27 protein-coding genes are annotated in these 25,652 nt (G+C 71.2%); 6 read left to right on the top strand and 21 right to left on the bottom strand.

Features of this window, described 5'->3' with window-relative positions:
• Positions 1 to 56: 56 nt before the first annotated feature.
• Complete coding sequence (locus tag ACWGI6_RS17250; RefSeq protein WP_453268280.1) at positions 57 to 791, bottom strand: prepilin peptidase; 735 nt, start codon at positions 789 to 791, stop codon at positions 57 to 59.
• A 93-nt stretch (positions 792 to 884) separates the two neighbouring features.
• On the opposite strand from ACWGI6_RS17250, the gene ACWGI6_RS17245 reads away from it, so the two are divergent.
• Complete coding sequence (locus ACWGI6_RS17245; RefSeq protein ID WP_393906795.1) at positions 885 to 1,238, top strand: DUF192 domain-containing protein; 354 nt, start codon at positions 885 to 887, stop codon at positions 1,236 to 1,238.
• Positions 1,239 to 1,384: 146 nt separating this feature from the next.
• Here ACWGI6_RS17245 and ACWGI6_RS17240 read toward each other — a convergent pair whose 3' ends face one another.
• From ACWGI6_RS17240 to ACWGI6_RS17180, 13 genes are all read right to left on the bottom strand, one after another.
• Positions 1,385 to 2,011 carry an OmpA family protein gene (locus tag ACWGI6_RS17240; protein WP_453268279.1) on the bottom strand — a complete coding sequence of 209 codons (627 nt, stop codon included), beginning with the start codon at positions 2,009 to 2,011 and terminating at the stop codon, positions 1,385 to 1,387.
• 10 nt (positions 2,012 to 2,021) lie between these two features.
• Complete coding sequence (locus tag ACWGI6_RS17235; RefSeq protein ID WP_453268278.1) at positions 2,022 to 2,606, bottom strand: hypothetical protein; 585 nt, start codon at positions 2,604 to 2,606, stop codon at positions 2,022 to 2,024.
• 69 nt (positions 2,607 to 2,675) lie between these two features.
• Complete coding sequence (locus ACWGI6_RS17230; RefSeq protein ID WP_453268277.1) at positions 2,676 to 3,365, bottom strand: pilus assembly protein TadG-related protein; 690 nt, start codon at positions 3,363 to 3,365, stop codon at positions 2,676 to 2,678.
• Between the two features lie 38 nt (positions 3,366 to 3,403).
• A complete protein-coding gene (locus ACWGI6_RS17225) occupies positions 3,404 to 3,568 on the bottom strand; it encodes a membrane protein (RefSeq protein ID WP_018089307.1) in 165 nt (54 codons plus the stop codon).
• Between the two features lie 362 nt (positions 3,569 to 3,930).
• The gene (locus tag ACWGI6_RS17220; RefSeq protein WP_453268276.1) at positions 3,931 to 4,368 is read right to left on the bottom strand and encodes a hypothetical protein; all 438 of its coding nucleotides are present in this window, start codon (positions 4,366 to 4,368) and stop codon (positions 3,931 to 3,933) included.
• 3 nt (positions 4,369 to 4,371) lie between these two features.
• Positions 4,372 to 5,265 carry a DUF5936 domain-containing protein gene (locus ACWGI6_RS17215; RefSeq protein WP_453268275.1) on the bottom strand — a complete coding sequence of 298 codons (894 nt, stop codon included), beginning with the start codon at positions 5,263 to 5,265 and terminating at the stop codon, positions 4,372 to 4,374.
• Between the two features lie 38 nt (positions 5,266 to 5,303).
• Positions 5,304 to 6,251 (bottom strand): type II secretion system F family protein, encoded by a 948-nt coding sequence (locus tag ACWGI6_RS17210; protein WP_453268274.1) that lies wholly within the window; start codon positions 6,249 to 6,251, stop codon positions 5,304 to 5,306.
• Positions 6,248 to 7,588, bottom strand: a complete 1,341-nt coding sequence (locus ACWGI6_RS17205; protein WP_393906788.1) for a CpaF family protein — start codon at positions 7,586 to 7,588, stop codon at positions 6,248 to 6,250. Before ACWGI6_RS17205 ends, ACWGI6_RS17210 begins: the two co-directional genes overlap by 4 nt.
• Positions 7,585 to 8,040, bottom strand: coding sequence for a TadE/TadG family type IV pilus assembly protein (locus ACWGI6_RS17200; RefSeq protein WP_453268273.1), 456 nt, complete (start codon positions 8,038 to 8,040; stop codon positions 7,585 to 7,587). Before ACWGI6_RS17200 ends, ACWGI6_RS17205 begins: the two co-directional genes overlap by 4 nt.
• Positions 8,037 to 8,420 carry a TadE/TadG family type IV pilus assembly protein gene (locus ACWGI6_RS17195; RefSeq protein WP_393906786.1) on the bottom strand — a complete coding sequence of 128 codons (384 nt, stop codon included), beginning with the start codon at positions 8,418 to 8,420 and terminating at the stop codon, positions 8,037 to 8,039. The genes ACWGI6_RS17200 and ACWGI6_RS17195 overlap by 4 nt, the downstream gene beginning before the upstream one ends.
• A 3-nt stretch (positions 8,421 to 8,423) precedes the next feature.
• Positions 8,424 to 9,884, bottom strand: coding sequence for an AAA family ATPase (locus tag ACWGI6_RS17190; RefSeq protein ID WP_453268272.1), 1,461 nt, complete (start codon positions 9,882 to 9,884; stop codon positions 8,424 to 8,426).
• 13 nt (positions 9,885 to 9,897) lie between these two features.
• On the bottom strand, positions 9,898 to 10,617 hold the full coding sequence (gene cpaB, locus ACWGI6_RS17185; protein WP_453268271.1) for a Flp pilus assembly protein CpaB: 720 nt from the start codon (positions 10,615 to 10,617) through the stop codon (positions 9,898 to 9,900).
• Between the two features lie 132 nt (positions 10,618 to 10,749).
• Positions 10,750 to 12,324 carry a hypothetical protein gene (locus tag ACWGI6_RS17180; protein WP_453268270.1) on the bottom strand — a complete coding sequence of 525 codons (1,575 nt, stop codon included), beginning with the start codon at positions 12,322 to 12,324 and terminating at the stop codon, positions 10,750 to 10,752.
• Positions 12,325 to 12,640: 316 nt separating this feature from the next.
• Here ACWGI6_RS17180 and ACWGI6_RS17175 point away from each other — a divergent pair, with 316 nt between their 5' ends.
• Positions 12,641 to 13,681 (top strand): chitinase, encoded by a 1,041-nt coding sequence (locus ACWGI6_RS17175; RefSeq protein WP_453268269.1) that lies wholly within the window; start codon positions 12,641 to 12,643, stop codon positions 13,679 to 13,681.
• Positions 13,682 to 13,785: 104 nt separating this feature from the next.
• On the opposite strand, the gene ACWGI6_RS17170 is transcribed toward ACWGI6_RS17175, so the two are convergent.
• Complete coding sequence (locus tag ACWGI6_RS17170) at positions 13,786 to 14,691, bottom strand: S1 family peptidase (protein WP_453268268.1); 906 nt, start codon at positions 14,689 to 14,691, stop codon at positions 13,786 to 13,788.
• 248 nt (positions 14,692 to 14,939) lie between these two features.
• Between ACWGI6_RS17170 and ACWGI6_RS17165 the strand changes: the two genes are divergently transcribed.
• Complete coding sequence (locus ACWGI6_RS17165) at positions 14,940 to 16,292, top strand: M14 family metallopeptidase (RefSeq protein ID WP_453268267.1); 1,353 nt, start codon at positions 14,940 to 14,942, stop codon at positions 16,290 to 16,292.
• Between the two features lie 76 nt (positions 16,293 to 16,368).
• On the opposite strand, the gene ACWGI6_RS17160 is transcribed toward ACWGI6_RS17165, so the two are convergent.
• The gene (locus ACWGI6_RS17160; protein ID WP_453268266.1) at positions 16,369 to 16,560 is read right to left on the bottom strand and encodes a hypothetical protein; all 192 of its coding nucleotides are present in this window, start codon (positions 16,558 to 16,560) and stop codon (positions 16,369 to 16,371) included.
• Positions 16,561 to 16,570: 10 nt separating this feature from the next.
• Positions 16,571 to 17,419 (bottom strand): helix-turn-helix domain-containing protein, encoded by an 849-nt coding sequence (locus ACWGI6_RS17155; RefSeq protein WP_453268265.1) that lies wholly within the window; start codon positions 17,417 to 17,419, stop codon positions 16,571 to 16,573.
• A 265-nt stretch (positions 17,420 to 17,684) separates the two neighbouring features.
• Here ACWGI6_RS17155 and ACWGI6_RS17150 point away from each other — a divergent pair, with 265 nt between their 5' ends.
• Positions 17,685 to 18,173, top strand: a complete 489-nt coding sequence (locus ACWGI6_RS17150) for an ATP-binding protein (RefSeq protein ID WP_453268264.1) — start codon at positions 17,685 to 17,687, stop codon at positions 18,171 to 18,173.
• Positions 18,174 to 18,243: 70 nt separating this feature from the next.
• Here the strand turns inward: ACWGI6_RS17150 and ACWGI6_RS17145 are convergent, their stop codons facing one another.
• The 4 genes from ACWGI6_RS17145 to ACWGI6_RS17130 all read right to left on the bottom strand — a co-directional run bounded on the left by ACWGI6_RS17145 (position 18,244) and on the right by ACWGI6_RS17130 (position 22,276).
• A complete protein-coding gene (locus ACWGI6_RS17145) occupies positions 18,244 to 19,719 on the bottom strand; it encodes a GntP family permease (RefSeq protein WP_453268263.1) in 1,476 nt (491 codons plus the stop codon).
• Positions 19,720 to 19,895: 176 nt separating this feature from the next.
• Positions 19,896 to 20,306 carry a RidA family protein gene (locus tag ACWGI6_RS17140; protein ID WP_453268262.1) on the bottom strand — a complete coding sequence of 137 codons (411 nt, stop codon included), beginning with the start codon at positions 20,304 to 20,306 and terminating at the stop codon, positions 19,896 to 19,898.
• A 31-nt stretch (positions 20,307 to 20,337) separates the two neighbouring features.
• The gene (locus ACWGI6_RS17135; protein WP_393906774.1) at positions 20,338 to 21,090 is read right to left on the bottom strand and encodes an IclR family transcriptional regulator; all 753 of its coding nucleotides are present in this window, start codon (positions 21,088 to 21,090) and stop codon (positions 20,338 to 20,340) included.
• 73 nt (positions 21,091 to 21,163) lie between these two features.
• Positions 21,164 to 22,276, bottom strand: coding sequence for a sugar kinase (locus ACWGI6_RS17130; RefSeq protein WP_453268261.1), 1,113 nt, complete (start codon positions 22,274 to 22,276; stop codon positions 21,164 to 21,166).
• A gap of 201 nt (positions 22,277 to 22,477) precedes the next feature.
• Here ACWGI6_RS17130 and ACWGI6_RS17125 point away from each other — a divergent pair, with 201 nt between their 5' ends.
• Complete coding sequence (locus tag ACWGI6_RS17125; protein WP_453268260.1) at positions 22,478 to 23,767, top strand: amino acid deaminase; 1,290 nt, start codon at positions 22,478 to 22,480, stop codon at positions 23,765 to 23,767.
• A gap of 234 nt (positions 23,768 to 24,001) precedes the next feature.
• On the top strand, positions 24,002 to 25,636 hold the full coding sequence (locus ACWGI6_RS17120) for an N-acyl-D-amino-acid deacylase family protein (protein WP_453268259.1): 1,635 nt from the start codon (positions 24,002 to 24,004) through the stop codon (positions 25,634 to 25,636).
• The last annotated feature ends 16 nt before the right edge of the window (positions 25,637 to 25,652 follow it).

Here is a 25,652-nt window from a genome sequence, read left to right as displayed (position 1 = left end):
ATACGGCCGCGGGTCCCGTGGAGGAGACCCGTCCGCCACGGCTGCAGGGCCCGCGGTCAGGCGTCCGCGGCGGCGCCCAGGAGCAGCCCGCAGAACGCCCCGAGGATCATGAAGGGCCCCAGGGGCATCGCCGTGCTCCGTGCGTCCCGCCGGACGATCATCAGCCCCGCACCGTAGAGCGCACCGATCAGCACCCCCGCCGCACCGCCGGTGACGAGGGTGCGCCAGCCGTACCACCCCAGGGCGACGCCCAGCCCGACCGCCAGCTTGACGTCGCCCAGCCCGATCCCGCGCGGGTTGACGACGTAGAGCAGGAGGTAGCCCGCGCCCAGGAACAGGCCGCCCAGCAGTGCCCGCCGCCACGCCCCGGCCTCCCCCGTGAGCCAGCCGACGGACCCCAGCAGCGCCGCCGCCACCACGGCGAGCGGCAGCGTCAGCTCGTCCGGGAGGCGCCTCACCCGCCAGTCGACGGCCACCAGCAGCACCGCGACCGGCGTCATCACCAGCCAGGCGACGAGTTCCAGCCGTGGCCCGGTGGCGGCCGCCAGGGCCGCACAGGCCAGCGCCGTGGCCGCCGCCGTCGGCAGCACTCCCGGCCCGTAGGCCCCGCAGTCCGGGCAGTGCCCCCGCCCCAGCCAGCCCCGCGCCACCCCCGTGATCGCATGCCCCCCGGGACAGACCGCGCGCCACGGCTCCTCGGGCCCGACGGCCATCCGGTGGGCGGGCCGCGGTAGGAACAGCCCGGCCGCGGTCCCGTAGACGGCGGCGAGAACCATCAGCATCACTGACACGTGCCGACCCTAGAGCCTGTCCGGCTCCAAGGTGGGGGACGGAACCGGGGCAGGGGACGGAACCGGCGCGCGGGAGCTGATAGAACGCTGTGCATGGCGCGTTGGGAGAACGGCCCGGGGATTCTGCACGGCGCGAATGCCGGCATTCCGGTGGAGATCGCGGCGTCCTACCGGGCCCGCACCCGCGGACTGCTGGGCCGCGAGGGCATCGAGGGGGCGCTGTTGCTGACCCCGGCGAGCAGTGTGCACACCTTCCGGATGCGGTTTGCGATCGATGTCGCCTATCTGAGCCGGGACTTCACAGTGCTGGCCGTACGCACCATGCGTCCGGGCCGGCTGGGGCTCCCCCGCCTCCGGGCCCGTCACGTCCTGGAGGCGGAGGCCGGTGCGATGGCGCGCTGGGGCCTGCGCCCCGGCCTCCGGCTCGGTCTCGACCCGGCCCGCTGACGGGCCGGGCACGGCGTGCTGCCGCGCCCGGGAGGCGGGCAACACCGCCGCATACGCGGGGCGGACGACGGCGGGCGCGCCGCCCCGCTCCGTCCGCCGCAGGAGGCGACCGGTCCCGCTCGGGGCGGCTCCGGCTGCGGCCGCGGTCACGAGGTGCGCGGGAAGCTGACCTCGACCCGGCGGTTCTTCTTGCGGCCCGCCTCGGTGCTGTTGTCGGCGATCGGGTACTGCTCGCCGTAGCCGCGGATCTGGAAGCTGATGGACGAGCCGAGGTCCTTGGCCAGCTCCTGTTGGACGGCGTTGGCCCGCTTCTTGGACAGGACCAGGCCGTGGCTCGCCGAGCCGAGATTGTCGGTGAAGCCGAAGACCCGGAGGCGGGTGGCGTTCTGCTTCTTGATCTCCGTCGCGATGGTGCCGATGCGCGACAGCGCGTCCGACGACAGCTTGGCGCTGTCCTTGTCGAACAGGACCTCCGCCTGGAGCGAGAAGGTCACATTGTCGTTGGTGTCCTGGCGGCGCTCGGAGCCGTCGTCGGTCTCGACGATGGACTTGATGTTGAGGACCTTGGAGGCGGCGAGCTTGGCGCCCTGGACCATCCGCAGGTCGGGGTCGTTCGGGTCGATGTGCACCGGGGGGCTGGAGTCCTCGGTCAGGCCCGGCGGATCGGCATGGGCGGCGGGGACCGTCAGCGCCGCGGTCAGCAGCAGGGCGACGGCGGCGGTGACGGCCGTACGGGGCGCGCGGCGTCCTCGGGGCATCTGGGTCGCGGTCATCGGTACCCGCTCAATCCGTGATCTGCACGTTGGCCGGGGGCATGGTCGGCAATTGGAAGTCGACCTGGGTCACCTTGGCCGGCGGCGCCGGGAACTGCGCGAAGATCGGGCGGCTGGCTCCCGGCATCAGACCGCTGAGGCCGGTGGTGCACAGGCATTCGCCATTGGTGTCGCGCAGCACCAAATACCGTTTCTTGCCCGCCTTGTCGACGAGGGTGGCTCCGGAGATGGAGGAACGGGACCGCAGCTCGGTCTCGTTGGAGCGCCAGTCGATCGCGTTGAAGGCGCGGTTGCCGTGGTTGGACACCGTGCCGTTGACGGTGACGAAGCCACCGGAGTCACGGACGACGGAGTGCAGGGTGACCACCACGCCGTCCGGCCCCTTCATCTCCCCGATCACCTTGTCGGAGTCGGCCGCCGGGCTGCCGGGGCCGCTGCCCTTGGGGGCGGTGCTGCGGGCCGGCGGCTTGTTGCCGTCCGACCCCTTCGCGCCGCCGTCGCCACCACCACAGCCGGCCACGACGAGAGCCAGGCCGACAGCGCTCGCCATGGCGACCGCTCCCCTGGCGGCCTTCGTGGTGCGCCGAATGCTCATTGGATGCGATTCCTTTGATCGTCGTCTGGTCGTCTCGGAGTGCGGGTCGGGGGGTGTGGGGGTGGCCGGTCAATGGGCGAGGCGTACGGAGAAGAGGTCGGCGGCGTCGGGGAGATGCTGGAGGTGGTCGGGGTCGAGCGTCCAGCGCTTTCCGTCGCAGGTGATCCCGATGGGCCCGGGGCCGTCCTTGCCCTTGCCGTCCTTGCCGGCCTTGTCCTTTTCCCGGCCCTTGGTGTCCGGCTCGGCCGTGCCGTCCTTGGCGGGATCGAGGGTGCAGCGGGGCGCGACGACGGACTTCGCCTCGGCCTGCGCATGGGTGCTCTTGGTGATCGGGATGACCGAATTGCCCACGGCGTTGCGGGTGGTGACCGCGACGGCGAACGAGGTGGGCCAGGAGTCCGGGGTGCAGCCGGCACCGGAGCCGGAGCCGGAGAGCCCGGCGCCGTTCCGCTCGGCGAACCAGCCCGCGCTCTCGCAGGCCGCTCCGGACGGGGCGCCGCGCCCGTTCAGCAGGTCCTTCCAGACGGTCAGGTTGCTCTCGTAGCTGCCGTCGCGCAGGCCGTCGAGAATGCCCTTGGTCAGCAGATCGCGGTACTTCTGGCCGGCGGCGAGCGCGGCCGCGTCGGCGGCGGTCTGGGCGCCGTTGCGGGTGGCCGCGGCCTGCCCGACGGCGAAGAAGGCGAGCGCGAGAAAGAGCAGGCCCCCGACCGCCACGATGTAGAGCGGGAAGGCCTGCCCGGCGTCGCGCCGGCGGCGCATGACGGTGACCGGCACGACAGTGGCGGCAGCGGCGGGGCCTAAATACCGACGACGTCGGAGATCTTGTTGGCGATGGCGTTCGCGATCTGACTGCCGAAGTCCGTGGTCGACAGGACCAGGACGATCGCCACGACCACCGCGATGATGCCGAGGTACTCGATCGAGGTCTGTCCTCGGTCGTTCCCCAAAATACGCTTCGCCATCGTCTTCCCCTCCATGGGCGGCCGTACCGCTCTGGTCCGGCTGGTCTGTCCCCGTGGTGCCGGCGCGTTCGACCGCGCTCACGACACGAGAAAAGTACGCCGGAACAGCGTGCCCGGAACAGGGATTCCGTACCCCATCCTCTTTTGGGATCACGGACGGCGGGCCCAACGGCGCATTTCGGCCACTCAGTCGCACCCCACCCACCCCCGCTCCCCCTCCGGAACCATGCCCCGTTCCGCTGCCCATCTGGACCGGGCGGCCCATCCGCACCGTAGTGCGAGCGAAACCGTCCGCCCACCCACTGTGACACAACTCGTTGCTCTTGCGAAGGAGTTGACGAGAAGCGAGCGGTGGAGCGCACTCATCCGGCCGGGTGCGGGCCACGGCCGCCGAGCGCGTACACCAGGCCCGAACAGTCGTTGCCACCAGCCGGATCGGGAGCGTACAGGGTCCACACCACGAAGGCCTCGAAGAGCAGTGGCAGCACGCCCAGAACCAGGAAGACCATGGCCGCCTCGGAGGCCCGGGACGCCGCCGGCGCCCAGCCGCGCCGGAGTGCGCCACCGTGCAGCACGGCGTACAGCAGCGGGGCGGCGAGGCCGGCACAGAGGCCCGCCCACCCGAAGATGTGCATCCGCAAGGACGGCCCGAAATAGTGACAGTCGTGGAAGGTGTCGGTGGAGAAGGCGGTGGAGAGGAAGGAAAGGGCCCCGCCGAGGAGCACCAGCGCGGGGACACCGAGCCCGGCCCAGCGGCGCCAGGCGGCCGGGGGCGGAGCGGTGGCCCGGGTCCGTGGCACGGTTCACTTCCCCATCAGCGAGCCGAAGTTGGTACCCGAGCCCAGGAAGAACCCGGCGATGAGCAGGATCATCGTGGCCGGAACCATAAAGGTGGTGACGACCATGGTGGCCTTGGGGACGGCGCGGGCGGCGCGGCGCCGGGCGTTCTGGGCGTCGGTGCGGCGCATGTCGTTGGCGATCTGGATCAGGGTCTCGACGATCGGCGAGCCGAGTTCCTCGCCCTGCTGGAGGGCGGTGACGAACTGGGCGACCTGTTCGGAGTCGTTGCGTTTGCGTAGCTCCTCGAAGGCCGCGCGACGGCTGACCCCCATGTCCATCTGCCGCAGCGTGATGCGGAGTTCATCGGCCCAGGGCCCCTCGTACTTCTCCGCGACCCGGTCCAGTGCCTGACGGAAGCTCAGGCCCGCGCTGACCACGACCGCCAGCACGTCCAGAAAGTCCGGAAGGGTGCGTTCGATGGTGTCCTTGCGCTGGCGGATCGCGGCCCAGATGCCGACCTCGGTCCAGAAGAGACCGAAGAGCACCATCAGGACGCCCAGCAGCGGCTGGCCGCGCAGGAACATCACCAGCGCGCCGAAGAAACCGAGGGCCCCGTAGACGGCGCGCCGGGCGGCGTACCGGTCGACGGTCAGCCCGCCGGGATTGCCGGCCAGGTCGATCCGCCGGCGGACCCGTGCGGTGCGCTTGTCGCCCATCAGCCGCAGCACCAGCGGCGCGTAGCGCATCCCGGTGCGGTCCACCGCCGAACCGACCACCGTGGTGCGCGTCGCGCCGACCTCCAGGGACAGCGCCAGGTCGGGCGGCAGCCGTGCCTCACGGCGGTAGAGCGCGATACCGCAGCAGATGCCGGCGACCGAGAGGGCGAAGGCCGCGGCCAGCAGAATTCCGATTCCCATTCCTGTTCCCCTGGAGATACCGATGCCGGTGCCGGTATCTAGACGTCGATCTTGGACAGCCGGCGGATGAAGAAGAACCCGAGCCCGTAGAGGGCGAAGGCCACCACGACCGCGAGCTGGCCGAGGAAGGAGGAGGTCATCCGGTCGATGGCGCCCGGGGCGATCCGGTTCATCAGCAGCAGGGTGCCGATGCCGAGCAGCGGGACGACATAGGCGGTGACGACGACCTGCGAGAGCTGGGTGCGGACCTCCCGGCGGGTCTCCTTGCGCTCCTCCAGGGTCTTGGTGAGGTTGCGCAGCGAGCCGACGACCGTGCCGCCGGCGCGGTTGGAGAGCACCAAGGTGGTGACGAGTACGACGAGTTCGCGGGACGGGAGGCGTTCGGCCAGCTCGCCGAGGGCCTCGTCGACGGAGTGGCCGACGGCGAGCTTGTCGGAGACCTTGGCCAGCTCCTCACCGGCCGGGGCCTCCAGCTCCTCGGCCGCCATGCCCAGCGCCGTCCGCAGGGCGAGCCCGGCCTGGGTGGCGTTGGCGAGGATCCGGGAGAGTTCGGGCAGCTGGTTGATGAACTTCTCGATGCGCTTCTGCCGCTGCCAGTTGAGGAAGGCGAACGCCGCCCAGACGGCGACCAGCGCGGCGATCGGGCCGAAGAACGGGGCGAGGGTGGCCTGCGCGATCAGCCACAGCGCGAGCACCGCGCCGAGCATGTAGACGAAGAATTCGCCGGGGGTGACGTCCAGGCCGGTGGCCGCCAGCCGCAGTTCCAGGCGGCGGCCGAAGCGGGTGCCGCGCAGGGTGCGGTCGACGGACGGGAAGCGGCGCCGTCGTCCGTCGGCCGGCAGCCGGCGCTCGTCGTCGAGCCGGTCGACGACGGCCTGCCGCTGGGCGCGCCCGGCCGCGTACGTCCGCACGCCGGCGATCGCGAGCAGCCCGCACAGCAGGGTGGCCCCGATGGCGAGCAGGGCGAGGTGGTTCCCGCCGGTCATGAGGTGGCCTTCCGGGTGGCGAGTTGGGCGTCATCGGTGGCGACGCCGAAGGCGGGCGGGGTGGGCTCGCTCGCCATGAAGAGGCGCTCGGCGACCCGGCGCGGCAGCGGGAAGTAGCGGAACCGCCCGTGCACGATGCGGTCGGCGCCCATCGGTTCGGCGTCGAAGCGGCAGACCGTCGCGATCCGGTAGTCCTCGTGGCCGCGCGAGTCGAGGATGGCGATCTCGCTGATCCGGCGGGAGCCGTCGGCGTGCCGGGTGAGCTGGACGATGCAGTCGACGGCGCTGTTGATCTGGTCCCGCAGCGCCTCGAAGGGGATCTTGACGTCCGACATGGAGGCCAGGGTCTGCAGCCGCATCAGGGCGTCCTCGGCGCTGTTGGCGTGGACGGTGGCGAGCGAACCGTCGTGGCCGGTCGACATCGCCTGGAGCATGTCGAGGGTCTCCCCGCCGCGCACCTCGCCGACGATGATGCGGTCGGGTCGCATCCGCAGGGAGTTGCGTACCAGGTCGCGAATGGTGATCCGGCCCTTGCCCTCCACATTGGGCGGCCGGGACTCCAGCCGGATGACATGGCTCTGCTGGAGCTGGAGTTCGGCGGCGTCCTCGACGGTGATGATCCGCTCCCCGTCCGGGATCAGGCCGGACAGCGCGTTGAGGAGCGTGGTCTTGCCCGCGCCCGTGGCACCGGAGACCACCACGTTGAACTTGGCTCGCACCAGCCCCGCCAGCATCATCAGCATCTGCTCGTCGAGCGTGCCCATGCCGATGAGTTCGGCGAGGGTGTAGGCGCGCGGGAAGCGGCGGATGGTGAGGGTGGCGCCGTTCAGCGCGAGCGGCGGGATGATGACGTTGACGCGCTCGCCGGACGGCAGCCGGGCGTCGACCATCGGATTGGACTCATCGACCCGCCGGTTGACGGTCGAGACGATCCGCTCGATGGTCTGCATCAGCTGCTCGTGCGAGGCGAAGCGCACGGGCAGCAGCTCGACCCGGCCGGCCCGCTCGACATACACCTGGTCCGGGCCGTTGACCATGATCTCGGTGATCGAGGCGTCTTCGAGCAGCGGCTCCAGCACCCCGAGGCCGAGCGCCTCGTCCACCACCCGGCGGATGAGCTGGGCGCGTTCGGCGGTGGAGAGCACCGGCCCCTCACGGCTGATGATGTGGCCCAGGACGCGCTCCAGCCGCCCGCGGCGCTCGGCCGCGGCCAGCGAGGACATCTCGGCGAGGTCGATCTCTTCGAGCAGCTTGGCGCGGTAGACGGCGACCATGTTGCTGTCCTGGCGCGCCTCACCGGCCGGCTCGGGTGCGACGATCCGGGCTTTCAGGCTCATCGCGAGGGTGCTCCTTCGTACGGGTGCGCTGCCCGGAGGCCCAGGGCGCCGGGTTTCTGCGGGCGGGGCATGGTGGCGCTGCGGGAGGCGGTGCCGAAGTCGTCGATGCCGGGCAGCAGCGAGGGGATGGTGACGCGTACGGTCGCGCGGACCGCGTCGCCCCCGCCGCCGTCCACCAGGACCTTCGCGCCGCGCGAGACCCAGCCGGTCATCGCCGCCCGCCCGGCGGCCTCCGGGCCGGTCGTGCGGTCGGCCTCGTCCATCGAGGCGGTACGAGCGGCGGCGCGCGCTCCCGTACCGGCCTGCTGGACGGCGAATGCCGCCAGTCCGAGCTGGACCACGGCCAGCCCGATGACCAGCAGGATCGGCAGGAAGCCGAGGAATTCGACGGACACCGTGCCCCGGTCGCGGCCGTGGCCGCGGAGCCGGGCGGGCAGACGTACGGCGCTCACCGGGGGACCTCCTTCGCGGCGCCGGCCGAGCCCTTTGCGGACCAGGGGAAGCTGCCCGCGCCGGGGAAGAGCACCGGGACCTCGATCTGGACCGTCGCCTTCCACACGCCTGCTTCGGGGCGGCAGGCGATGGTGGCACCGCCCCGCCAGGAGCTGGGCAGTTCGTCCTCGGCGGCGGACCGGCAGGCGCCGGAACCGCCGCCTTCCGTCGCGGTGCCGGCCCGTGCGCCCCGGTCGGCGGCGTGGGCGGCGAGCGCATAGGCGTAGCCGACCAGCACCAGCTGCCACAGCAGCGCCAGGACCAGCAGGATCAGCGGGAGCAGTCCCATGAACTCCACGGCGACCTGCCCCCGGTCGTTGCCGCCCAGTGGGCGCCGCACCGCTCAGCCCTCCTCGTACGGACCGGCCGGATCGAACGGGCCCGAGCCGCCGGCCGCCGCCGCGGAGCCGCGCCGCGCCCCGAGCCGGATGCCGGACCCTGCCCCGGCCCCGGAGGCCGACCCCGATGCCGGGCCCTGGCCTGCCCCGGAACCGGGAGCCGCCCCCGGCGTTATGGCCTTGCGCCTGCGCCCCGTCAGCGTCGGGCGGGCCCGATGGCTGCCCCGGCCCTGCCGCACGGCCGGTGACTCGACCAGGCCGAGTTCGCCCGCCAGCGCCCACAGTGCCTGCCGCACCGTCGACCGTCCGTCGAGATCCTGCATCCGGCCGGCGTCGACACAGGGCTGGAGCTCCTTGAAGGCGGCCGGCACATGGGTCCTGGCGACCTGGGTGCCGGTGGCCTTCGCGACCAGCGGCGGCTGGATCTCGGTGTTACGGGTGAGGCGGTTGACCACGGTCGTGGTGTCCTCCGCCTGACGGATCTGCAGCCGGTCCCACAGCCGCACCTGCCGCTTGGCGGCCCGTACGGCCACCACGTCCGGGGTCGTCACCAGCAGTGCCACATCGGCGAGTTCGACGGCCGCGGCGTTGGCTGACTGCATCTGGGAGCCGCAGTCGACCAGCACCACTTCGTAGCGGGAGCGCAGCGCGCCGATGATCTGGCGGGCCGCCCGGTCGTCGACCTCCTCGCCGCGCTCCCCCTCCTCGGGCGCCAGCAGCAGCCCGAGACCCGTGTGGTGGTCGTGCACCGCGTCCTGGAGGACCCGTACGGAGATGTCCTGAATGCCCGCCAGATCGACGATCGAGCGGCGGAACTGGACGTCCAGGTAGGAGGCCACATCGCCGGACTGCAGATCCAGGTCCACCAGTGCGACGCTTCGGCCCGCGGCCCGTGCGGCCAGCGCCAGCTGCACGGCGGTGACGGTGGTGCCGACCCCGCCCTTGGCGCCGGTCACGGTCACCAGGGTGCCGGCCGGTCCGGGGACCGCCTCCGGGCTGCCCCCCAGGTGTACCCGTACGCCCGCCGACCACTGGGCGGCGGCCTGCACCCGGGCGGCCAACTCGTCGTAGCCGAGCGGCAGTCCGACGATGCCGCGGGCACCGGCGTCCATCGCCGCGGAGAACAGCGCGGGCCCGGCGTCGGTGGTGATCAGTACGACGCCGACGGCGGGGAAGCGCAGCGCCACCTCGCGGATCAGCTCCAGCGCCGGCGTCGGACCGATCCGCTCATGGACGAGCACGACCTCGGGGAGCGCCTCGACGGCGGACGGCGGACCGGCCGCGGGCGGGGCGCCGGCCGAAGACCCGCCGGCGCCCTGGGCGGCGGCGCCGGCCAGCGCGTTGAGCAGCGCCGTGGAGTCGGCGACGGCGGGCGCGGGCTCGGCGTCCGGCAGCTGGTTGAGCAGCGAGGACACCGCTCGCGCGGCGTCCGGGTCGCCGATCGCCGGGAGGATACGGATGGTCACCTGAGCCTCCGGGTCACTTGTCGCCGTCGAGGGTGTAGGTGCGCTGGCCGGGCGGGATGGTGGCCTCGCTGCCGGGGGCGAGCAGGGCGAGCCGTACGTGAGAGGCGAAGGACTCGGCGTACGCGACCCGTTGGGCGTCCTGGGTGTTCAGCGCGAAGGTGATCGGGACGGCCTCACCGGCCTGCCGGCCTGCGGTGGTGGTGTCGCCGGGGTCCTTGGCCTCCAGCGGCGTCAGCTTGCCGACGTCGATCACCTGGGCGCCGGAGACGATGACCTTGGAGACCGGCTTGTCCTCGGGGCGCTTGCCCTCGAAGGTGGCGTAGATGTTCACCCGGGCACCGGGGTTGATCTTGCCGGCCACGCCGGTTGCCGCGTCGATCATGATGGCGATCTCCTGCTGGCCCGCCTTCAGCGCGGGCCGCTCGACGATCATGTCGTCCTGCAACAGCGACCCCTTCTTCAACGGAGTCACCGCGATCCTGCCGCTGACCTTGTCCAGGTCGGTCACGGCGGTGGGCGGCAGCCACCGCTGCGGCATCTTCACCTTCTCGAACTGCCCAGGATCCAGCGCTTTATAGGCCGCGACATCCGTCTTCAGCCGGTACGCCGTCTTTTCGGGACCGACCTTGGACTCGACGTTCTTGATCACCGACAGTACGCCGACGAACGCGCCGACCGCACAGAGAACCGACAGGAGCAGCAGGATCACTCCGCGGCGCTGGCGTGAGTTCATGGGGGAGGGACCTCGATCGGGACGGGGAGAAGACGGGCGGACAGGGGGCGGGCGGGCGCCGGACGGGGACGGGCCGGCGGCGGCTGACGTGGTCGGCCGGAGGGGGCGGGGGCGCGGGCGGCCCGGGTGGGCTCAGCGCACGCGGGCCACCGTCCGCGGGGTGCCGGGGGCCTCCGGCCCACCGGGCAGGTCCGGGTATCCGGGGTGCTCCGGGTGGCCGGCGAAGTCGGGGTGACCGGGCAGTTCCCAGTGCCCGGGGGCACGGGGGCCGTCGGATGCGTAGGGGTTCCCCGGTACCGGACGCCCGGACCCGTACGGGTTCCCTGACGCTGCCGGGCAGCCCGCCGCCGGATCCGGCCCGCGGACGTCCAACTGCCCCGGTTCACCGGGCCCGCCACCGCGTACGCCCGCCACGTCCGGCACACCGAGCACACCGGCCACACCAGGAGGTGCCACCGGCGAGAGGCCGCGCTCGCCCCACGGCGAGGGAGGCGGTTCGCCCCACGGCGAGGCGGGCGGTTCGGCCGGCGGCGCCGAGGGAGGTGCGGGCTCGCCCGGCCCTCCGGAGGCCGGCGGCAGTTCGGGAGCGGGACCCGGGGCCGGCGCGGACGTCGGCGGGTGCGGAGGGGCGGGGGGAGCGGCGGCAGCGGGGGAGGAAGGAGCCACGGTCGGCGGAGGGGCGGGAGCGGGAGACGGGGCAGGAGCGGCAGACGGTGCCCGCACGGCAGACGGCGCAGGAGCAGGAGCGGAAGGCAGCGCAGGGGCCGAAGCCGCCGACGGTGCGGCGGAAGGGGCGTGCGCGGTGGCGGTGCCCGGCCCGGGTTCCGGACCCGCTATGGCCGCCGGCCCCTGCCCCGAGCCGCCACCCCCCGCCGCCCGTTCCCTCGACAGCGGCGCCGCGCAGAACGCACAGTGATCGCCCAGGAGTTCCAGTCCGCACCAGCCGCACGCCTCGCGCCGTACGGAGGCCACCAGCTGGTGAAGGACCGACACATCCGGTATGGCCGCCGCGAATTCGATCAGCTTCTGGGTTCCCCACCACCGGGCGGACTCGGCGGGCAGCCGGGCCTCGTACACGCCCTGCACCCGCCAGGCCGGAGCGAGCGCCCCGGTCACCCACTCGGAGGTGAGCTGGCCGCGGGCGACCGCGAGCTGGGTGGCGAACCCGGGCGCGGGCAGTCCGGCCTCGGTGCTGTGCCGGTCCAGGTGAAGCAGCTGCGGCTCGGGATGGGCCAGCACCGCGAAGTGCGCGCCGGGCAGCCAGGACTTCACATGGGACCGCAGGTCGACCTCGATCCGGTCCAGGCCGCTGACGCTGCCCAGCAGGGCGCCGGCGTGAATGTAGTGGGGCAGCAGCCGCGCGGCGCTGGCCAGCACACCGGGGCTGAAGTCGCACAGCGACAACTGCCGCAGCTGGCGGGCCAGTAACGCCACGCCCAGTGGCGGCAGGGACAGCGGCACGATGGCGATCCGGTCGCTCTCCAGGACGGCGCGCAGGGTGTGCAGCCGGCGGACGTGTTCCGGCGGGCAGGCCGAGGAGTACAGCACGATGAGGTGGCCGTGGTGCTCCAGGACGGCGCTGGTCTCCGTCAGGGCGTCGTCCAGCGGCTGGAGATGCGGGGCCTGCAGAACGACGGCGGCGGGGGTCTGCCGGTCGGTCGCGGGCATCGCGAGGTCCGGGCTGGTGACGGCAATCGCGGTCGGCACGTCGCTCCCCCACTCCCTCCGGCCGCCGGGGGCCCCGGGACCGCGGATCGGCACAGCTCTGCGCCATAGGCGCCATACGTTCAGCACTTTATCCACAGAGATACGTCCCAGAGAACACGTTCTGGGCTACTCGTCATGACCATCACCCCGTAGGGAAAGGGCGCATACCGCCCGAGCGGCCTTCAGGGGAACATCCGCTTCCGGCAGGACTCTTGACAGGATCAATGGTCTGGACCACGTTGTACCGCACGCGCAGGGGCCCCTGAATCGCGCATCCGCACCACTCCCCTCTCCTTCCCCCCACACGGAGGCAATCGTGGTTCGCGCACGATCAGGCACGTCGAAAAACAGGCTGACGGCAAGACTCCTGGCCGCACTGGCCGCTGCGGCACTGACCTCGGCCGGCATCCTCGCGGCCGGCACCGCCCACGCCTCCGGGGACCACCCCCGGCCCGCCACCGCCGCACACACAGCGGCCGTTCCCGCGCACGCCGTCACCGGCTACTGGCAGAACTTCAACAACGGCGCCACGGTGCAGAAACTGAAGGACGTCGACGACGCCTACGACATCATCGCGGTCTCGTTCGCCGAAGCGACCGGCACGCCCGGCGCCGTCGCCTTCCACCTCGACCCGGCCGTCGGCTATGGCTCCACCGACGAATTCAAGGCAGACATCAAGGCGAAGCAGGCGGCCGGAAAGTCGGTGATCCTCTCCGTCGGCGGCGAAAAGGGCGCGGTGTCCGTCAGCGACGACACCTCCGCCAAGAACTTCGCCGACTCCCTCAACGGCCTGATGGACGAATACGGCTTCAACGGCGTCGACATCGACCTGGAGAACGGCCTCAACTCCACCTATATGACACAGGCGCTCAAGGCCGTACACGCCCGGCACGGCGACGTCGTGGTGACCATGGCGCCGCAGACCATCGATATGCAGTCACCGCAGAACGAGTACTTCAAGACAGCGCTCGGCATCAAGGACTTTCTGACCGCCGTCAATATGCAGTACTACAACAGCGGTTCGATGAACGGCTGCGACGGCAAGGTCTACTCCCAGGGCTCGGTCGACTTCCTGACCTCGCTCGCCTGTATCCAGCTGGCAGGCGGGCTCGACCCGTCCCAGGTCGGCATCGGCGTGCCGGCTTCCGCGAGCGCGGCCGGCAGCGGGTATGTCGCCCCGTCCGTCGTCAACGCCGCCCTGGACTGCCTCACCCAGGGCACCAGCTGCGGCTCCTTCAAGCCGTCCAGGACCTACCCGGGCCTGCGCGGCGCGATGACCTGGTCCACCAACTGGGATGCCGCCAACGGCAATGAGTTCGCACACCAGGTGGGCGCGCACGTCCACGGTCTCCCGTAACGGCACCACGGCACCGGCGCTCCGGTGCCCCGGCGCCACCCCCCACACACCGCCAGGTCCCGCGCACCCCGTGCACGGGACCTGGCGTCGCGCTTCGCGTCAGTTCACCTTCGGGTGGCCGCCGGCTTCGGCAGCGCACACCCGGCCGCGCTCAGATCCAGCTTGTTGCCGACACCGAAGCACTTCGGTATCCCGTACGTCTCCTCGGCGTAGTTGGTGCCCTTGTGCACCGTGACATTGCCGTTCTCGTCGACCTCGCACGGGTTGTTGACGGTGCACTTCTCGCCGTCCTCGTTGCCCGTGTTGTTGATGGCCGCGACCTTGCCGGTGGCGGTGTCGACCACCGGCGATCCGGACGTGCCGCCGATCGTCTGGCACTGCGGGGTGTAGCGGACCGAGTCCTTCCAGGTCCAGTCGCCCTCCTTGAGGGTGGGCACGAACCCGTCGATGTTGCAGGAGTAGATCTTCTTCCAGTAGCCGGAGACGACACTGATGGCCGCGCCCTTGACCGGGTGGTCGGTGGCCAGCTCCAGCGGCTTGATCCCGTACTTCTGCTCGATCTGGGCGTAGGTCGACGAGGTCTCGTAGAGCGAGACATCGGTGTCGGTCATCGTGGCGTACGCGATCTTGGTGGCCTTGATCGTGCCCGCCCGGCCGGCCGACTTGTCGAGCAGGGTGAAGCTCCGGCTGGACGGCTGGTCGACGATGACCTCGCCGGCGCCGGGCATACCGCTTTCCAGACAGTGGCCGTTGGACATCACCAGGGCCGGGTCGTTCGGCTGCGAGGTGGGCATCCGGACGACCGACCCGGAGCAGTTGCTCAGCGCGACGGTGCCGGCGAAGTCCACCGCCTTGGTCTTGTGCCGCTGGGGGAGCTGCTGCTTGAGGTGCTGCTGCTTGACGTGCTGCGTCCCGTGCTGCGGCGCCGCGTGGGCCGTTCCGACGGTGCCCGCCAGGGCTGCGGCTCCCAGCACGGCCGTGGCCAGGGTGCCGACGAGAGGTCTGTTCATGTGGGGGTCCTCTCCGCTCATGTCACCGAAGCCCCTTTGAGGAGCCTTCGGCTTTGTCGTGCGCATTGTTGGCGCCACCGCGGCATGAGGCAATGAATTTCCCGAAAACGATGGGCAGTTGCCGGGTTCACCCCGGCCGGAGCGGTCCGCCGACGGCCTCATATCTGGCTTTGCGACGCCTTGACCCGGTCATGCCAACGCACCAACACTGACGCCGTCGCTTCGCCTCACACCCCACAGGAGACCGCATGCGACCACGTATCCGCGGCGGACGCAGAACCGTCCTCACCGCGCTCCTCTCCCTCGCACTCGCCGCCCCGATCGCCGCCGCCCAGGCGCAGGACCTCCCCTCGGCCCGACCCGCGGCAGGCTCCGTGGCGAGCACCGAACTCCCCCATCAGTACGAGGTGACGGGCCTCGCCACCCCCGCCCAGCGCACCGCCCTCACCACGACCGGCGCCACCATCGACGAGGTCCACGCCCGGGCCGTCGTCATCACGGCGAACCGCACCCAGGCCGCCGCCGCCCGCCAACTCGGCTACGCGCTCCGCAGGTTGCCCGATCCCCCGGCCACCGAGCCCGCGCCCCCCGGCACCCGGGTCAAGGACTTCCCCGCCGGCTACACGAAGTACCACACCTACGACGAGGCCACGAAGGAGATCGACGCCCTCGTCGCCAAGTACCCCGCCCTCCTGAGCAAGCAGGTCATCGGCACGTCCCACGAGGGCCGCGCCCTCCTCGCCCTCAAGCTCAGCAAGAACGTCGCCAAGGACGAGGCCGAGCCCGAAGTCCTCTTCACCGCCCACCAGCACGCCAGGGAACATCTCACCGTCGAGATGGCCCTCTACCTCCTCAACGAATTCACCTCGAAGTACGGGACCGACTCCCGCATCACCAAGATGCTCGACTCCCGTGAGATCTGGATCATCCCGGACCTGAATCCGGACGGCGGCGCCTATGACATCGCCTCCGGCTCGTTCCGCAGCTGGCGCAAGAACCGCCAGCCCAACGCCGGATCCAGCAGCGTCGGCACCGACCTCAACCGCAACTGGGACTTCAAGTGGGGCTGCTGCGGCGGCTCTTCGTCCAGCCCCTCCTCCGAGACCTACCGCGGCCCGTCCGCCGCCTCCGCCCCCGAGGTCCAGGTCGTCTCGAAGTTCGTCCACAGCCGCATCGTGGGCGGCAAGCAGCAGATCAAGGCCGCCATCGACTTCCACACCTACAGCGAACTGGTCCTGTGGCCCTTCGGTTTCACCGACGACGACACCGGCCCCGGCATGACCCAGGACGACCACGACGCCTTCGCCACCATCGGCAAGAACATGGCCGCCAGCAACGGCTACACCCCCGAGCAGTCCAGCGAGCTGTACATCACCGACGGCGCGATCGACGACTGGCTGTGGGGGGACCAGAAGGTGTTCGCCTACACCTTCGAGATGTACCCGTCCTCTTCCGGCTCCGGCGGCTTCTACCCGCGTGACACGGTCATCCCGAAGGAGACGTCGCGAAACCGTGAGGCGGTGCTCCGGCTGCTGGAGATCGCGGACTGTCCTTATCGGGCGATCGGCAAGGAGGCGCAGTACTGCAGCAGCGGCAGTTGACGCACCACTGCCGGCACGAGAGGCGGGCCGCGTCACCACGACGCGGCCCGCCGCGCCCAGGCGAGGGCGGGTACACCTAGAGCAGGTGGTCGGCCTTGCCTGCCTTTATCTCACGGATGAGCGTACGGAGAGCTTCGCGGCTATCGGTGACGTAGGCGTCCTCGGCGCCCGCTACGGCGATGTAGGCGTTGCCCTGGTCGTCGGTGCCGAGACGGAAGCACGCCGAGCCTTCGGCGCAGAACGGCTCTTCCCAGCGGATGTCAGCCATGGAGTGCCCCTCAAAGTTGACGCGCAACGACCTGGATGAAGTCGCGCGAACGTTCGGGGGAGAGGCTAACCCGTTCCATTCCGTCCACCTGGGACCGGTACCGGTTCAACTGCGCCTCCAAGTGGACGAACTCCGGCCCATGCGTGCTGTCAACCTGCACGGCATCCAGTTGCGGCGCCACACCTTCCGCGTAGATCACGGTCTGCCCGGCACCCGGAAACTCGCCGGCTTCGAAAGGAATCACGCGCAAGGTCACATTGTCGCGCTCGGACATGGCGAGGAGGTGCTTCAACTGGGCGAGGGCGATCGCCCGTCCCCCGAACTGCATCCGCAGCGCGGCCTCATGGATGATGCCGACGTATCCGCACGGGTCATCGCCGTCCAGCACTTGCTGGCGTTCCATCCGGTGGGCAACCCGTAGCGCGATCTCATGCTCCGGCATAGGAGGAACGCCGACGCGAAAGATGGTGGTGGCGTGGTCGCTGGTCTGCAGCAGGCCCGGCATATGCACTGTGTGCGCGGTGCGCATGCGTACCGCGTGCCACTCGAACTCGGCGATGTCCAGCAGCCCGACAGGGAGACTGCCCCGGTACTTCTCCCACCAGCCCCGGCTGGACTGAGCCATGGCCACCAGTGCATCGACATACTTCTCATCGCGGCAGTGACAGTTGCAGGCCAGAGTGCGGAGCCGCTCCGGGCTGATGGGGCGCAGACCCGCCTCCATGTTGGAGAGCCTGCTCCGGTCGATGCCCAGCAGCCCGGCTGCGGATTCGGCGGACATGCCTGCCGCCGTCCGCAGCTTGCGGAGTTCGGCGCCCAGCCGCTGCTGGCGTTCGGTCGGCGTTGTCCTCTGCGCCATGAAGGTCCCTCCGACTTCGAGATGTTGAGAAGTCTGCCGCCTGACGGGCGAGAGGCACCACCAAGGGCCAGAAAACTCCCGACGCAGTGGCAAATTTAACCCTCACTGCCCTACAGTCAGTAACGCAGCGCTTACGCTCCACACAGCCGGAAGCGCATCGCGCGAGCCTGCCCGCATCCTCCTGCCCTGGGAGGGCAGGCCGCGCCAGGGAGACAGGCCACCGGCTGCCGCACCATCAACCACCCGTCATCAAAAGGGAGTTGCCATGCCCGCAGCCATGACCGTCTGCCCGCACCCCCTCGACACCCGCACACCTCGCGTGCCGGAAAACCTGGCCTACGGCCTCACTCTTCCCGCCGCGCTCGCCAGTCCGGCCGTCGCACGCTCCGCCGCCCGTACGATCCTGGAAGCGCACGGTCTGCATGACGTGACCGCCGCCGCCATCCAGGTGATCGGCGAACTCGCCGCCTGTGCATGCCTGTTCACGCCGTCCGACAGCGTCTACCTGTCGCTCCGCTATCGCGACGACGCCCTGCGCATCAGCCTCTACGACGGGCACCCGCGCCATACCCACCGCCGTCTCGCGGCGGCCTGCGACGGCAGGCGGCGGTCCCTGCTCTTGCTGCTCGCCTGCGTGATGGAGGCCTGCGACGGCAAGTGGGGACTCGGGTCGTCGCAGGAGCCCGGTAACGGGACGCGGATGTGGGCCGTACTGCCGCGCGAAGGGGCGCGGGGGTACGGGCACGCGGCCTGACGCCGATGGGGCGCCCGGTGCCGGGCGCCCCATCGGCGTACGTACGGAGACGGGAAGCCGCCACCCGCGCCTACACGGCCAGGCTCACCAGCGCCGCCACCGCGAACCCGGCGACCGAGAGCACCGATTCCAGCACGGTCCAGGACTTGAGCGTGTCGCGCTCCGTGATCCCGAAGTACTTGCTCACCATCCAGAACCCCCCGTCATTCACATGCGAAGCGAAGATCGACCCGGCCGAGATCGCCATGATGATCAGCGCCAGATGGGCCTGCGACATGCCCTGGCCCTCGACGAGGGGGACGACGATGCCGGCCGTGGTGACGATGGCGACCGTGGCCGAGCCCTGGGCGACGCGCAGGACAAGGGAGAGGAGATAGGCGAGGACGATGACGGGGAGGCCGACGTTGTGGAAGGTGTCGGAGAGGGCGGTGGCCACACCGCTGCCCTTGAGGACGGCGCCGAAGATACCGCCGGCGCCGACGACCAGGATGATGTTGCCGACGGGCTTGAGCGAGGCGGTGGAGACCGTCTCCAGGGACTTGCGGGACCAGCCGCGGCGGATGCCCAGCAGGTAGTACGACATCAGCAGGGCGATCGTCAGGGCGACGAAGGGGTGGCCGAAGAACTCGATCACCGACCGGCCGGTCGAGGGGGCCAGGGCGATGGAGGAGAAGGTCGCCAGGAGGATCAGGACCAGCGGGGTGCCGATGATGGTGAGGACGGTGCCCAGGGAGACCGGCGCCTCGTGCGGCTTGACGCCGGCCGCGTCCTTCTCCGCGGTGACCGCGGCCTTGGCCTCCTCCGCGGCCTCGACCATGTCCTGCGGGACGGCGACGAAGAGCCGCTTGCCGATCCAGGCCGCGTAGCCCCAGGCGGCGAGCACCGCCGGGATGCCGCAGATGATGCCCATGAGGATGATCCAGCCGAGGTCGACCTTGAAGAGGCCGGCGGCGGCGACCGGGCCGGGGTGCGGCGGCAGGAAGGCGTGGGTCATCGACAGACCGGCGAGCAGCGGCATGCAGTAGAGCAGGATCGACTTGCCGCTGCGCTTGGCGGCGGCGTAGACGATCGGCGCGAGGACGAAGATGCCGACGTCGAAGAAGACCGGGATGCCGAAGATCAGGCCGGTCAGGCCCATGGCGAGGGGTTCGCGCTTCTCGCCGAAGAGGCGGAGCAGCCGGGAGCTCAATACCTCGGCTCCGCCCGAGACTTCGAGGATCGCGCCGAGCATGGTGCCCAGGCCGATGATGATGGCGACATGCCCGAGGATGCCGCCCATACCGGTCTCGATCATCGAGACGGCGTCGGATTTCTGGACCGTGCCGAAGAGTTCGGTGACGGAGAGCCCGGCGGCCAGGCCCACCGCGATGGAGACCGTCAGCAGCGCGACGAACGGCTGCAGCCGGACCTTGATGATCAGGACGAGGAGCAGGGCGATGCCCAGGGCGGCGACCGTGAGAAGCCCCGCGGTGCCCGGTATCAGGGCGAGCAGTCCACCGGTGTGGGGTGGTGGTGGCGGGGTGGCGGGCGTGGCAGCAAGGAACATGGGGTGACTCCGTTGTCAGGCAGGGGCGGGCCCCGGGAGGTCCGGGTGGTCCCCTGGAAGGCATCTCCAGGCAGGGGGGTCCGCGGCACGGCACCCCGTCGGTACGGGGCGCCGTGCCGTGCGGCGAACAGTGCGCTCGATGGCGCTAACGGCAGGCGGGGCAAGGGGTTTGTGCCTCAGCTCAGGACCGCGAGGGCGTCGATCTCGATGAGCAGGCCCTTGGGCAGACCGACGTAGACGGTCGTACGGGCCGAGGGTGCCTCCTTGAGGCCCTGCTCCTCGAAGTAGGCGTTGTAGATCTCGTTCATCTCGGCGAAGTGATCCACGTCGGTGAGGTAGACGCGCATCATCATGACGTCGTCCCAGCTCGCGCCGCCCTCTTCGAGGATGGCCCGGACGTTGGCGAAGGTCTGCAGGGTCTGCTCGCGCAGGGTGGGGCCGGCCGGGGTGGGGGCCTGGCCCTCGACCGCGGGGAGGAAGCCGACCTGGCCGGCGATCTGAAGGATGTTGCCCTTCTTGACGCCGTGGGAGAACTTCGCGGGCGGGGTGGTGTGGGTGGCCGGGGTGAGCGCGATCTTCTCGGTCATGGTGTTCAGGCTTCCTGTACGGGACCAGTGGTTACTGGGGAATTGCGGTTCCGGAGTACTCCCGGCTGATGGTGTCGGCGGTGCGGCGTACCAGCGGGAGCAGCGTGAGGAGTTCCTCGGCGGTGACGACGACATTCGGCGCGGAGACCGACATGGCGGCGACCACGCGCCCGTCCGTGCCGCGGATGGGGGCCGCGACGCAGTTGATGGACTCCTCGTGGCCACCGAGGTCGGTGGCCCAGCCCTGTTCGCGGACCTTGGCCAGTTCGGCGAGGAAGGCCGTGGCGTGGGGAGTCGAACGGGACGTGTAGAGGGGGTAGTCGAGCTTCTCCGCGAGGGCGCGGCGCTCGGGTTCGGGCAGATCGGCGAGGAGCAGCTTGGCGACCGCGGCGACGGTGATCGCGACGGGCTTGCCGATCCGGGAGTACATCCGGACCGGGTAGCGGCTCTCCACCTTGTCGATGTAGAGGACCTCGTTCTCCTCGTAGACCGCGAGGTGGACGGTGTGTCCGCAGGTCTCGTTGAGTGCGACGAGGTGGGGGTGGGCGATCTCGCGTACGTCGAGGTTTTCGACGGCCTGCTGGGCGAGGGCGAAGAGCCGGGTGCCGAGGCGGTAGCGCTGGTCGGACTGGCGGTAGACGAGGCCGTGTTCGTGGAGGGTGCGCAGCAGCCGGAGGGCCGTGGACTTGTGGACACCGAGCCGGTCGGCGACCTGTCCCAGGTCGGCGGGTCCCTCGGCGAGCAGCGGCAGGATGCTCAGCGCTCGGTCGACGGTCTGGCTCATGCCGGAACCTCGCTTCGCTCGGCCCTGTCTTCGCCAGGGGTGCACCTCTCGATGGTTCTCTCGCGTCGCTCGTTCACCGCGTACGTACCTCCTCGCCGGCCCTGCGGCCGGATGCTTCGGCTTCGGTCCAGCCGGGGCCGAGGTGCAGTCTCCCCCAGGCCGCGTCGTCGAGGTCCGCCAGGCGGTCGGCGTGCGCGCGGGCGGGCGGCGTCGCGAGATCGCCGGGGACGGTGAGGGCGGCGGCGGCCCACAGGTGGCCGTACCGGATGCGGGTGCGGACGGGGAGGCCGCGGAGGGTGGCGGAGAGGAATCCGGCGGCGAAGGCGTCTCCGGCGCCGGTGGCTGCCACGAGGTCGACGTTCAGGGAGGGGACGAAGGTGGCGGTGCCGGCCGCGCCGTCGCGGCGCTCGCCGGTCGCGGTGGTGCGCTGGAACACGGTGGCTCCGGCCTTGCCCTGCTTGACGACCAGGACGTCCGGTTCCGGCAGCGCTTCACTGATGGCGCGTGCGTCGTACAGGCCCCATGCGTCGCGGGCCTCGTCGTCGCCCACGAAGACGAGGTCGGCGCCCCGCGCGAGTTCGAGCAGCGCCCCTGCCCGGGCCCTGTCGCGCCACAGCCCCGGCCGGTAGTTGACGTCGAACGAGAGCAGCGGACGCCCCGGGCGGCGGGCGGTCAGCTCACGCATCAGGCCGAGGCAGTCCTCGGACAGCGCCGCCGTGATGCCGGACAGGTGCAGGACCCGGCCGGAGCGGATCGCGGGCAGGTCCATGTCCGCGGCCGTCATGGCGGAGGCGGCGGAACCGGCGCGGTAGTAGGCGACCTCGTGGGTGTCGGTGGCGCGGTCGCCGGCGGTGCGGAAGTAGATGCCGGTGGGGCGCAGCGGGTCGCGCCGGACGTGGCTGACATCGACGCCGCAGTCGGCGATGGCGGCCAGCAGGTGGTCGCCGAAGCCGTCGGTGCCGACCCGGGAGACCCAGCGTGCGCTGTGGCCGGTGCGCGCGAGGGTGCAGGCGACATTGGATTCGGCGCCGCCGATGGCGCGGTCGAAGGACGGTACGTCGGCGAGCCGGCCGGGCAGGTTCGGCAGGAAGGTGACCATGGACTCGCCGAGACAGACGACGTCGACGTCCGGGACGGGTGTGCCGCCCGGGACGGGGGTGTCGCCGGCGTTCGAGGACCTGGTCACGATCGGTTCCGCTCCTTCGCTGTGGTGCGCGCCCGGGCCGGGTGCCGCACCGGGTTCCGGCCGGATGCCGCACGGTGTTGCGGCCGTTTCCTGCCGCGTTTCCCACCATTGACCGGGCGATGGCTCGGATGTTAGACAGCGGTACGCGATATACGCAATGAGTGTTGCAGATGGTGCAACAAGATCTTTTGAGGAGGCCCCATGGCCGGCGAACGGCTCGCGCAGGGACTCGAGGAGCTCGCGGACGAGCGGGTCGACCACCGCTTCAAGGCGCTCCCCCCGGACGCCGAGGGCCGGACCGTCGGTCAGCTGGCCGCCGAGCGCCGCAACCTCTTCGGCGGTGGGTTCACCACCCCCGTCCTCGCCCTCTCCGCCGAGTCGGTCGCCCACAACCTGGCGCTGATGGAGACCTACGCCGCCCGGCACGGCCTGGCCTTCGCCCCGCACGGCAAGACCTGCATGGCACCGCAGCTCTTCGCCCGCCAGCTGGAGCACGGCGCCTGGGGCATCACCGCCGCCGTCCCCCACCAGGCCCGCGTCTACCGCAGTTACGGCATCGAGCGGATCTTCCTGGCCAACGAGCTCGTGGACGCGGCCGCGCTGCACTGGCTCGCCGGTGAGCTCGCCGCCGACCCCGGCTTCCGCTTCCTTTGCTACGTCGACTCACTGCGCGGCATCGAGCTGATGGACACCGCGCTGCGCGAGGCCGGCGCCACCCGCCCCGTGGATGTCGTCGTCGAGCTCGGCGCCGGCGAGGGCGCCCGTACCGGCGTGCGTACCGAGGCCGAATGCCTCGAACTCGCCGATGCCCTCGCGGGTGTGGACACCCTCCGTCTGGTCGGCGTCGCCGGCTACGAGGGCGAGGTGCCCGACGCCACCCCCGAGCGGGTGACCGCCTGGCTGCGCCGACTGGTCGCACTGGCCGTGGAGTTCGACAAGGCGGGCCGGTTCACCGACCTCGACCAGATCGTCATCAGCGCCGGCGGCAGCGCCTGGTTCGATGCGGTGGCAGACGTCTTCGCCGAGATCCCCGAGCTGTCCGCCCCGGTCCTCAAGCTGCTGCGCTCGGGCGCCTATGTCTCGCACGACGACGGTCACTACCGTCACCTCACCCCGTTCAACCGCGTCCCGGAGGAGGGCGCGCTGCGGCCCGCCTTCCGTCTCTGGGCGCAGGTCGTCTCCCGCCCCACGCCCGAGCAGGCGTTCCTCAACGCGGGCAAGCGCGATGCGGCGTACGACCTGCATCTGCCGCAGGCCCAGGTCGTACGGTCCGGCCGGGACGGCACCCTGCGGCCGGCGGACGGCGTGACCGTCACCGGCCTGTCCGACCAGCACGCCTGGGTCAGCACCGAGCGGGCCGGCGACCTGGAGGTCGGTGACTGGGTCGGGCTGGGCCTGTCGCACCCCTGCACGTCCTTCGACAAGTGGCAGCTGATCCCGCTGGTCGAGCAGGACGGCACGGTCACCGATTTCATCCGCACCTTCTTCTAGGACCGGTCCGGCCCCGAGCCGGAAGACACCGCCCAGGCCGTGATCCGAAAGAAACGGCCCAGGCCTGGAGGGCGTGGCTTGCCCGCCCTCCTCCCCGACCCCGGCGGTGCGCGCCGATCCCCCGCGGCGCGCGCCGCCGGTCCCCCGGCCCGAGCTCCTGAGGCCCCGGGACACCGAGGCACCGAGGCACCGAGGCACCGAGGCACCGAGGCTCCGAGAAAGGCAGTCCCAGCCATGGACACCGTGCTCCGCGACGTCCGCGTCATCGACGGGTCCGGCGGTCCGTCCTACCGCGCCGATGTCGCCCTGGCCGGCGGCCGGATCGCGTCGATCCACCGCGAGACGGACGGCGGCCCGCGCCCCGGCGGCGCCCGCGTGGTGGACGGCCAGGGTCTCGCCCTCTCCCCCGGCTTCATCGATATGCACGCCCACAGCGACCTCGCGCTGCTGCGTGACCCCGCACACGAGGCGAAGGCCGCCCAGGGCGTCACCCTCGAAGTCATCGGCCAGGACGGTCTGTCGTACGCGCCGGTCGACGACCGGACCCTCGCCGAGATCCGGACCCAGATCACCGGCTGGAACGGCGGCGGGCCCAAGGACACGTCCGTCGACTTCACCTGGCGCACGGTCGGCGAGTACCTCGACCGCCTCGACCACGGCTTCGACGGCCACGGCATTGCCGTCAACGCCGCCTACCTCATCCCGCAGGGCACCGTCCGGATGCTCGCCCTCGGCTGGGACGACCGCGCCGCCACCGCCGACGAGCTGACGCGGATGAAGCAGCTGGTCGCCGAAGGCCTGGAACAGGGCGCGGTGGGGCTCTCCTCCGGTCTGACCTACACCCCCGGGATGTACGCCTCCGACGCGGAACTGACCGAACTGTGCCGGGTGGTGGCCCACTACGACGGCTACTACTGCCCGCACCACCGCTCCTACGGGGCGGGCGCCCTCCAGGCGTACGAGGAGATGGTGGCCCTCACCCGCGAGGCCGGCTGTGCGCTGCATCTGGCGCACGCCACCATGAACTTCGGCGTCAACGAGGGCCGCGCGCCGGAACTGCTCTCGCTCCTGGACGGCGCGCTGGACGACGGCGCGGACATCACCCTCGACACCTACCCGTACACCCCCGGCTGTACGACCCTGGTCGCGATGCTGCCGAGCTGGGCGAGCGAGGGCGGTCCCGAGGCGATCCTGGCCCGCCTCCGCGACGATGCGACGGCCGAGCGGATCCGCCGGGTCATGGAGGTCGACGGGGCGGACGGCTGTCACGGGGTGCCCATCGAATGGGACACCATCGAGATCTCCGGTGTCTCGGACCCCGCTCTGGCCGGCTATGTCGGCAAGACCCTCGCCCGCAGCGCGGCGGAGCGCGGCGAGGACCCGTGGGTGACCGCCCGGCGTCTGCTGACCGACGACCGTCTGGGCTCGACGATCCTGCAGCACGTCGGCCACGAGGACAACGTCCGCCGGATCATGCGCCACCGGGTGCACACCGGCGGCAGCGACGGCATCCTCCAGGGCCACAAGCCGCATCCGCGCGCGTACGGCACCTTCCCCCACTACCTCGGCAGGTACGTCCGCGAGCTGGGTGTGCTGTCGCTGGAGGAGTGCGTCGCCCATCTGACCGGCCGCCCGGCCGCCCGCCTGCGGCTCCCCGACCGCGGCCTCGTCCGCGAGGGCCACCGCGCCGACCTCGTCCTCTTCGACCCCGAAACGGTCGCCGCCGGATCCACCTTCGAGGCCCCGCGCACCCCGCCCACCGGCCTCCCGCATGTACTGATCGACGGCCGGTTCGTGATCGAGGACGGCCGGCGGACGGATGTCCTGGCGGGGCGGGCGGTACGGCGGACGGCGGCGGGCCGGGGGTAGAGGTGTCCCCCGGCCC

Source organism: Streptomyces sp. NPDC054786 (assembly GCF_053611685.1).
This window is presented reverse-complemented; position numbering and strand designations above follow the sequence as displayed.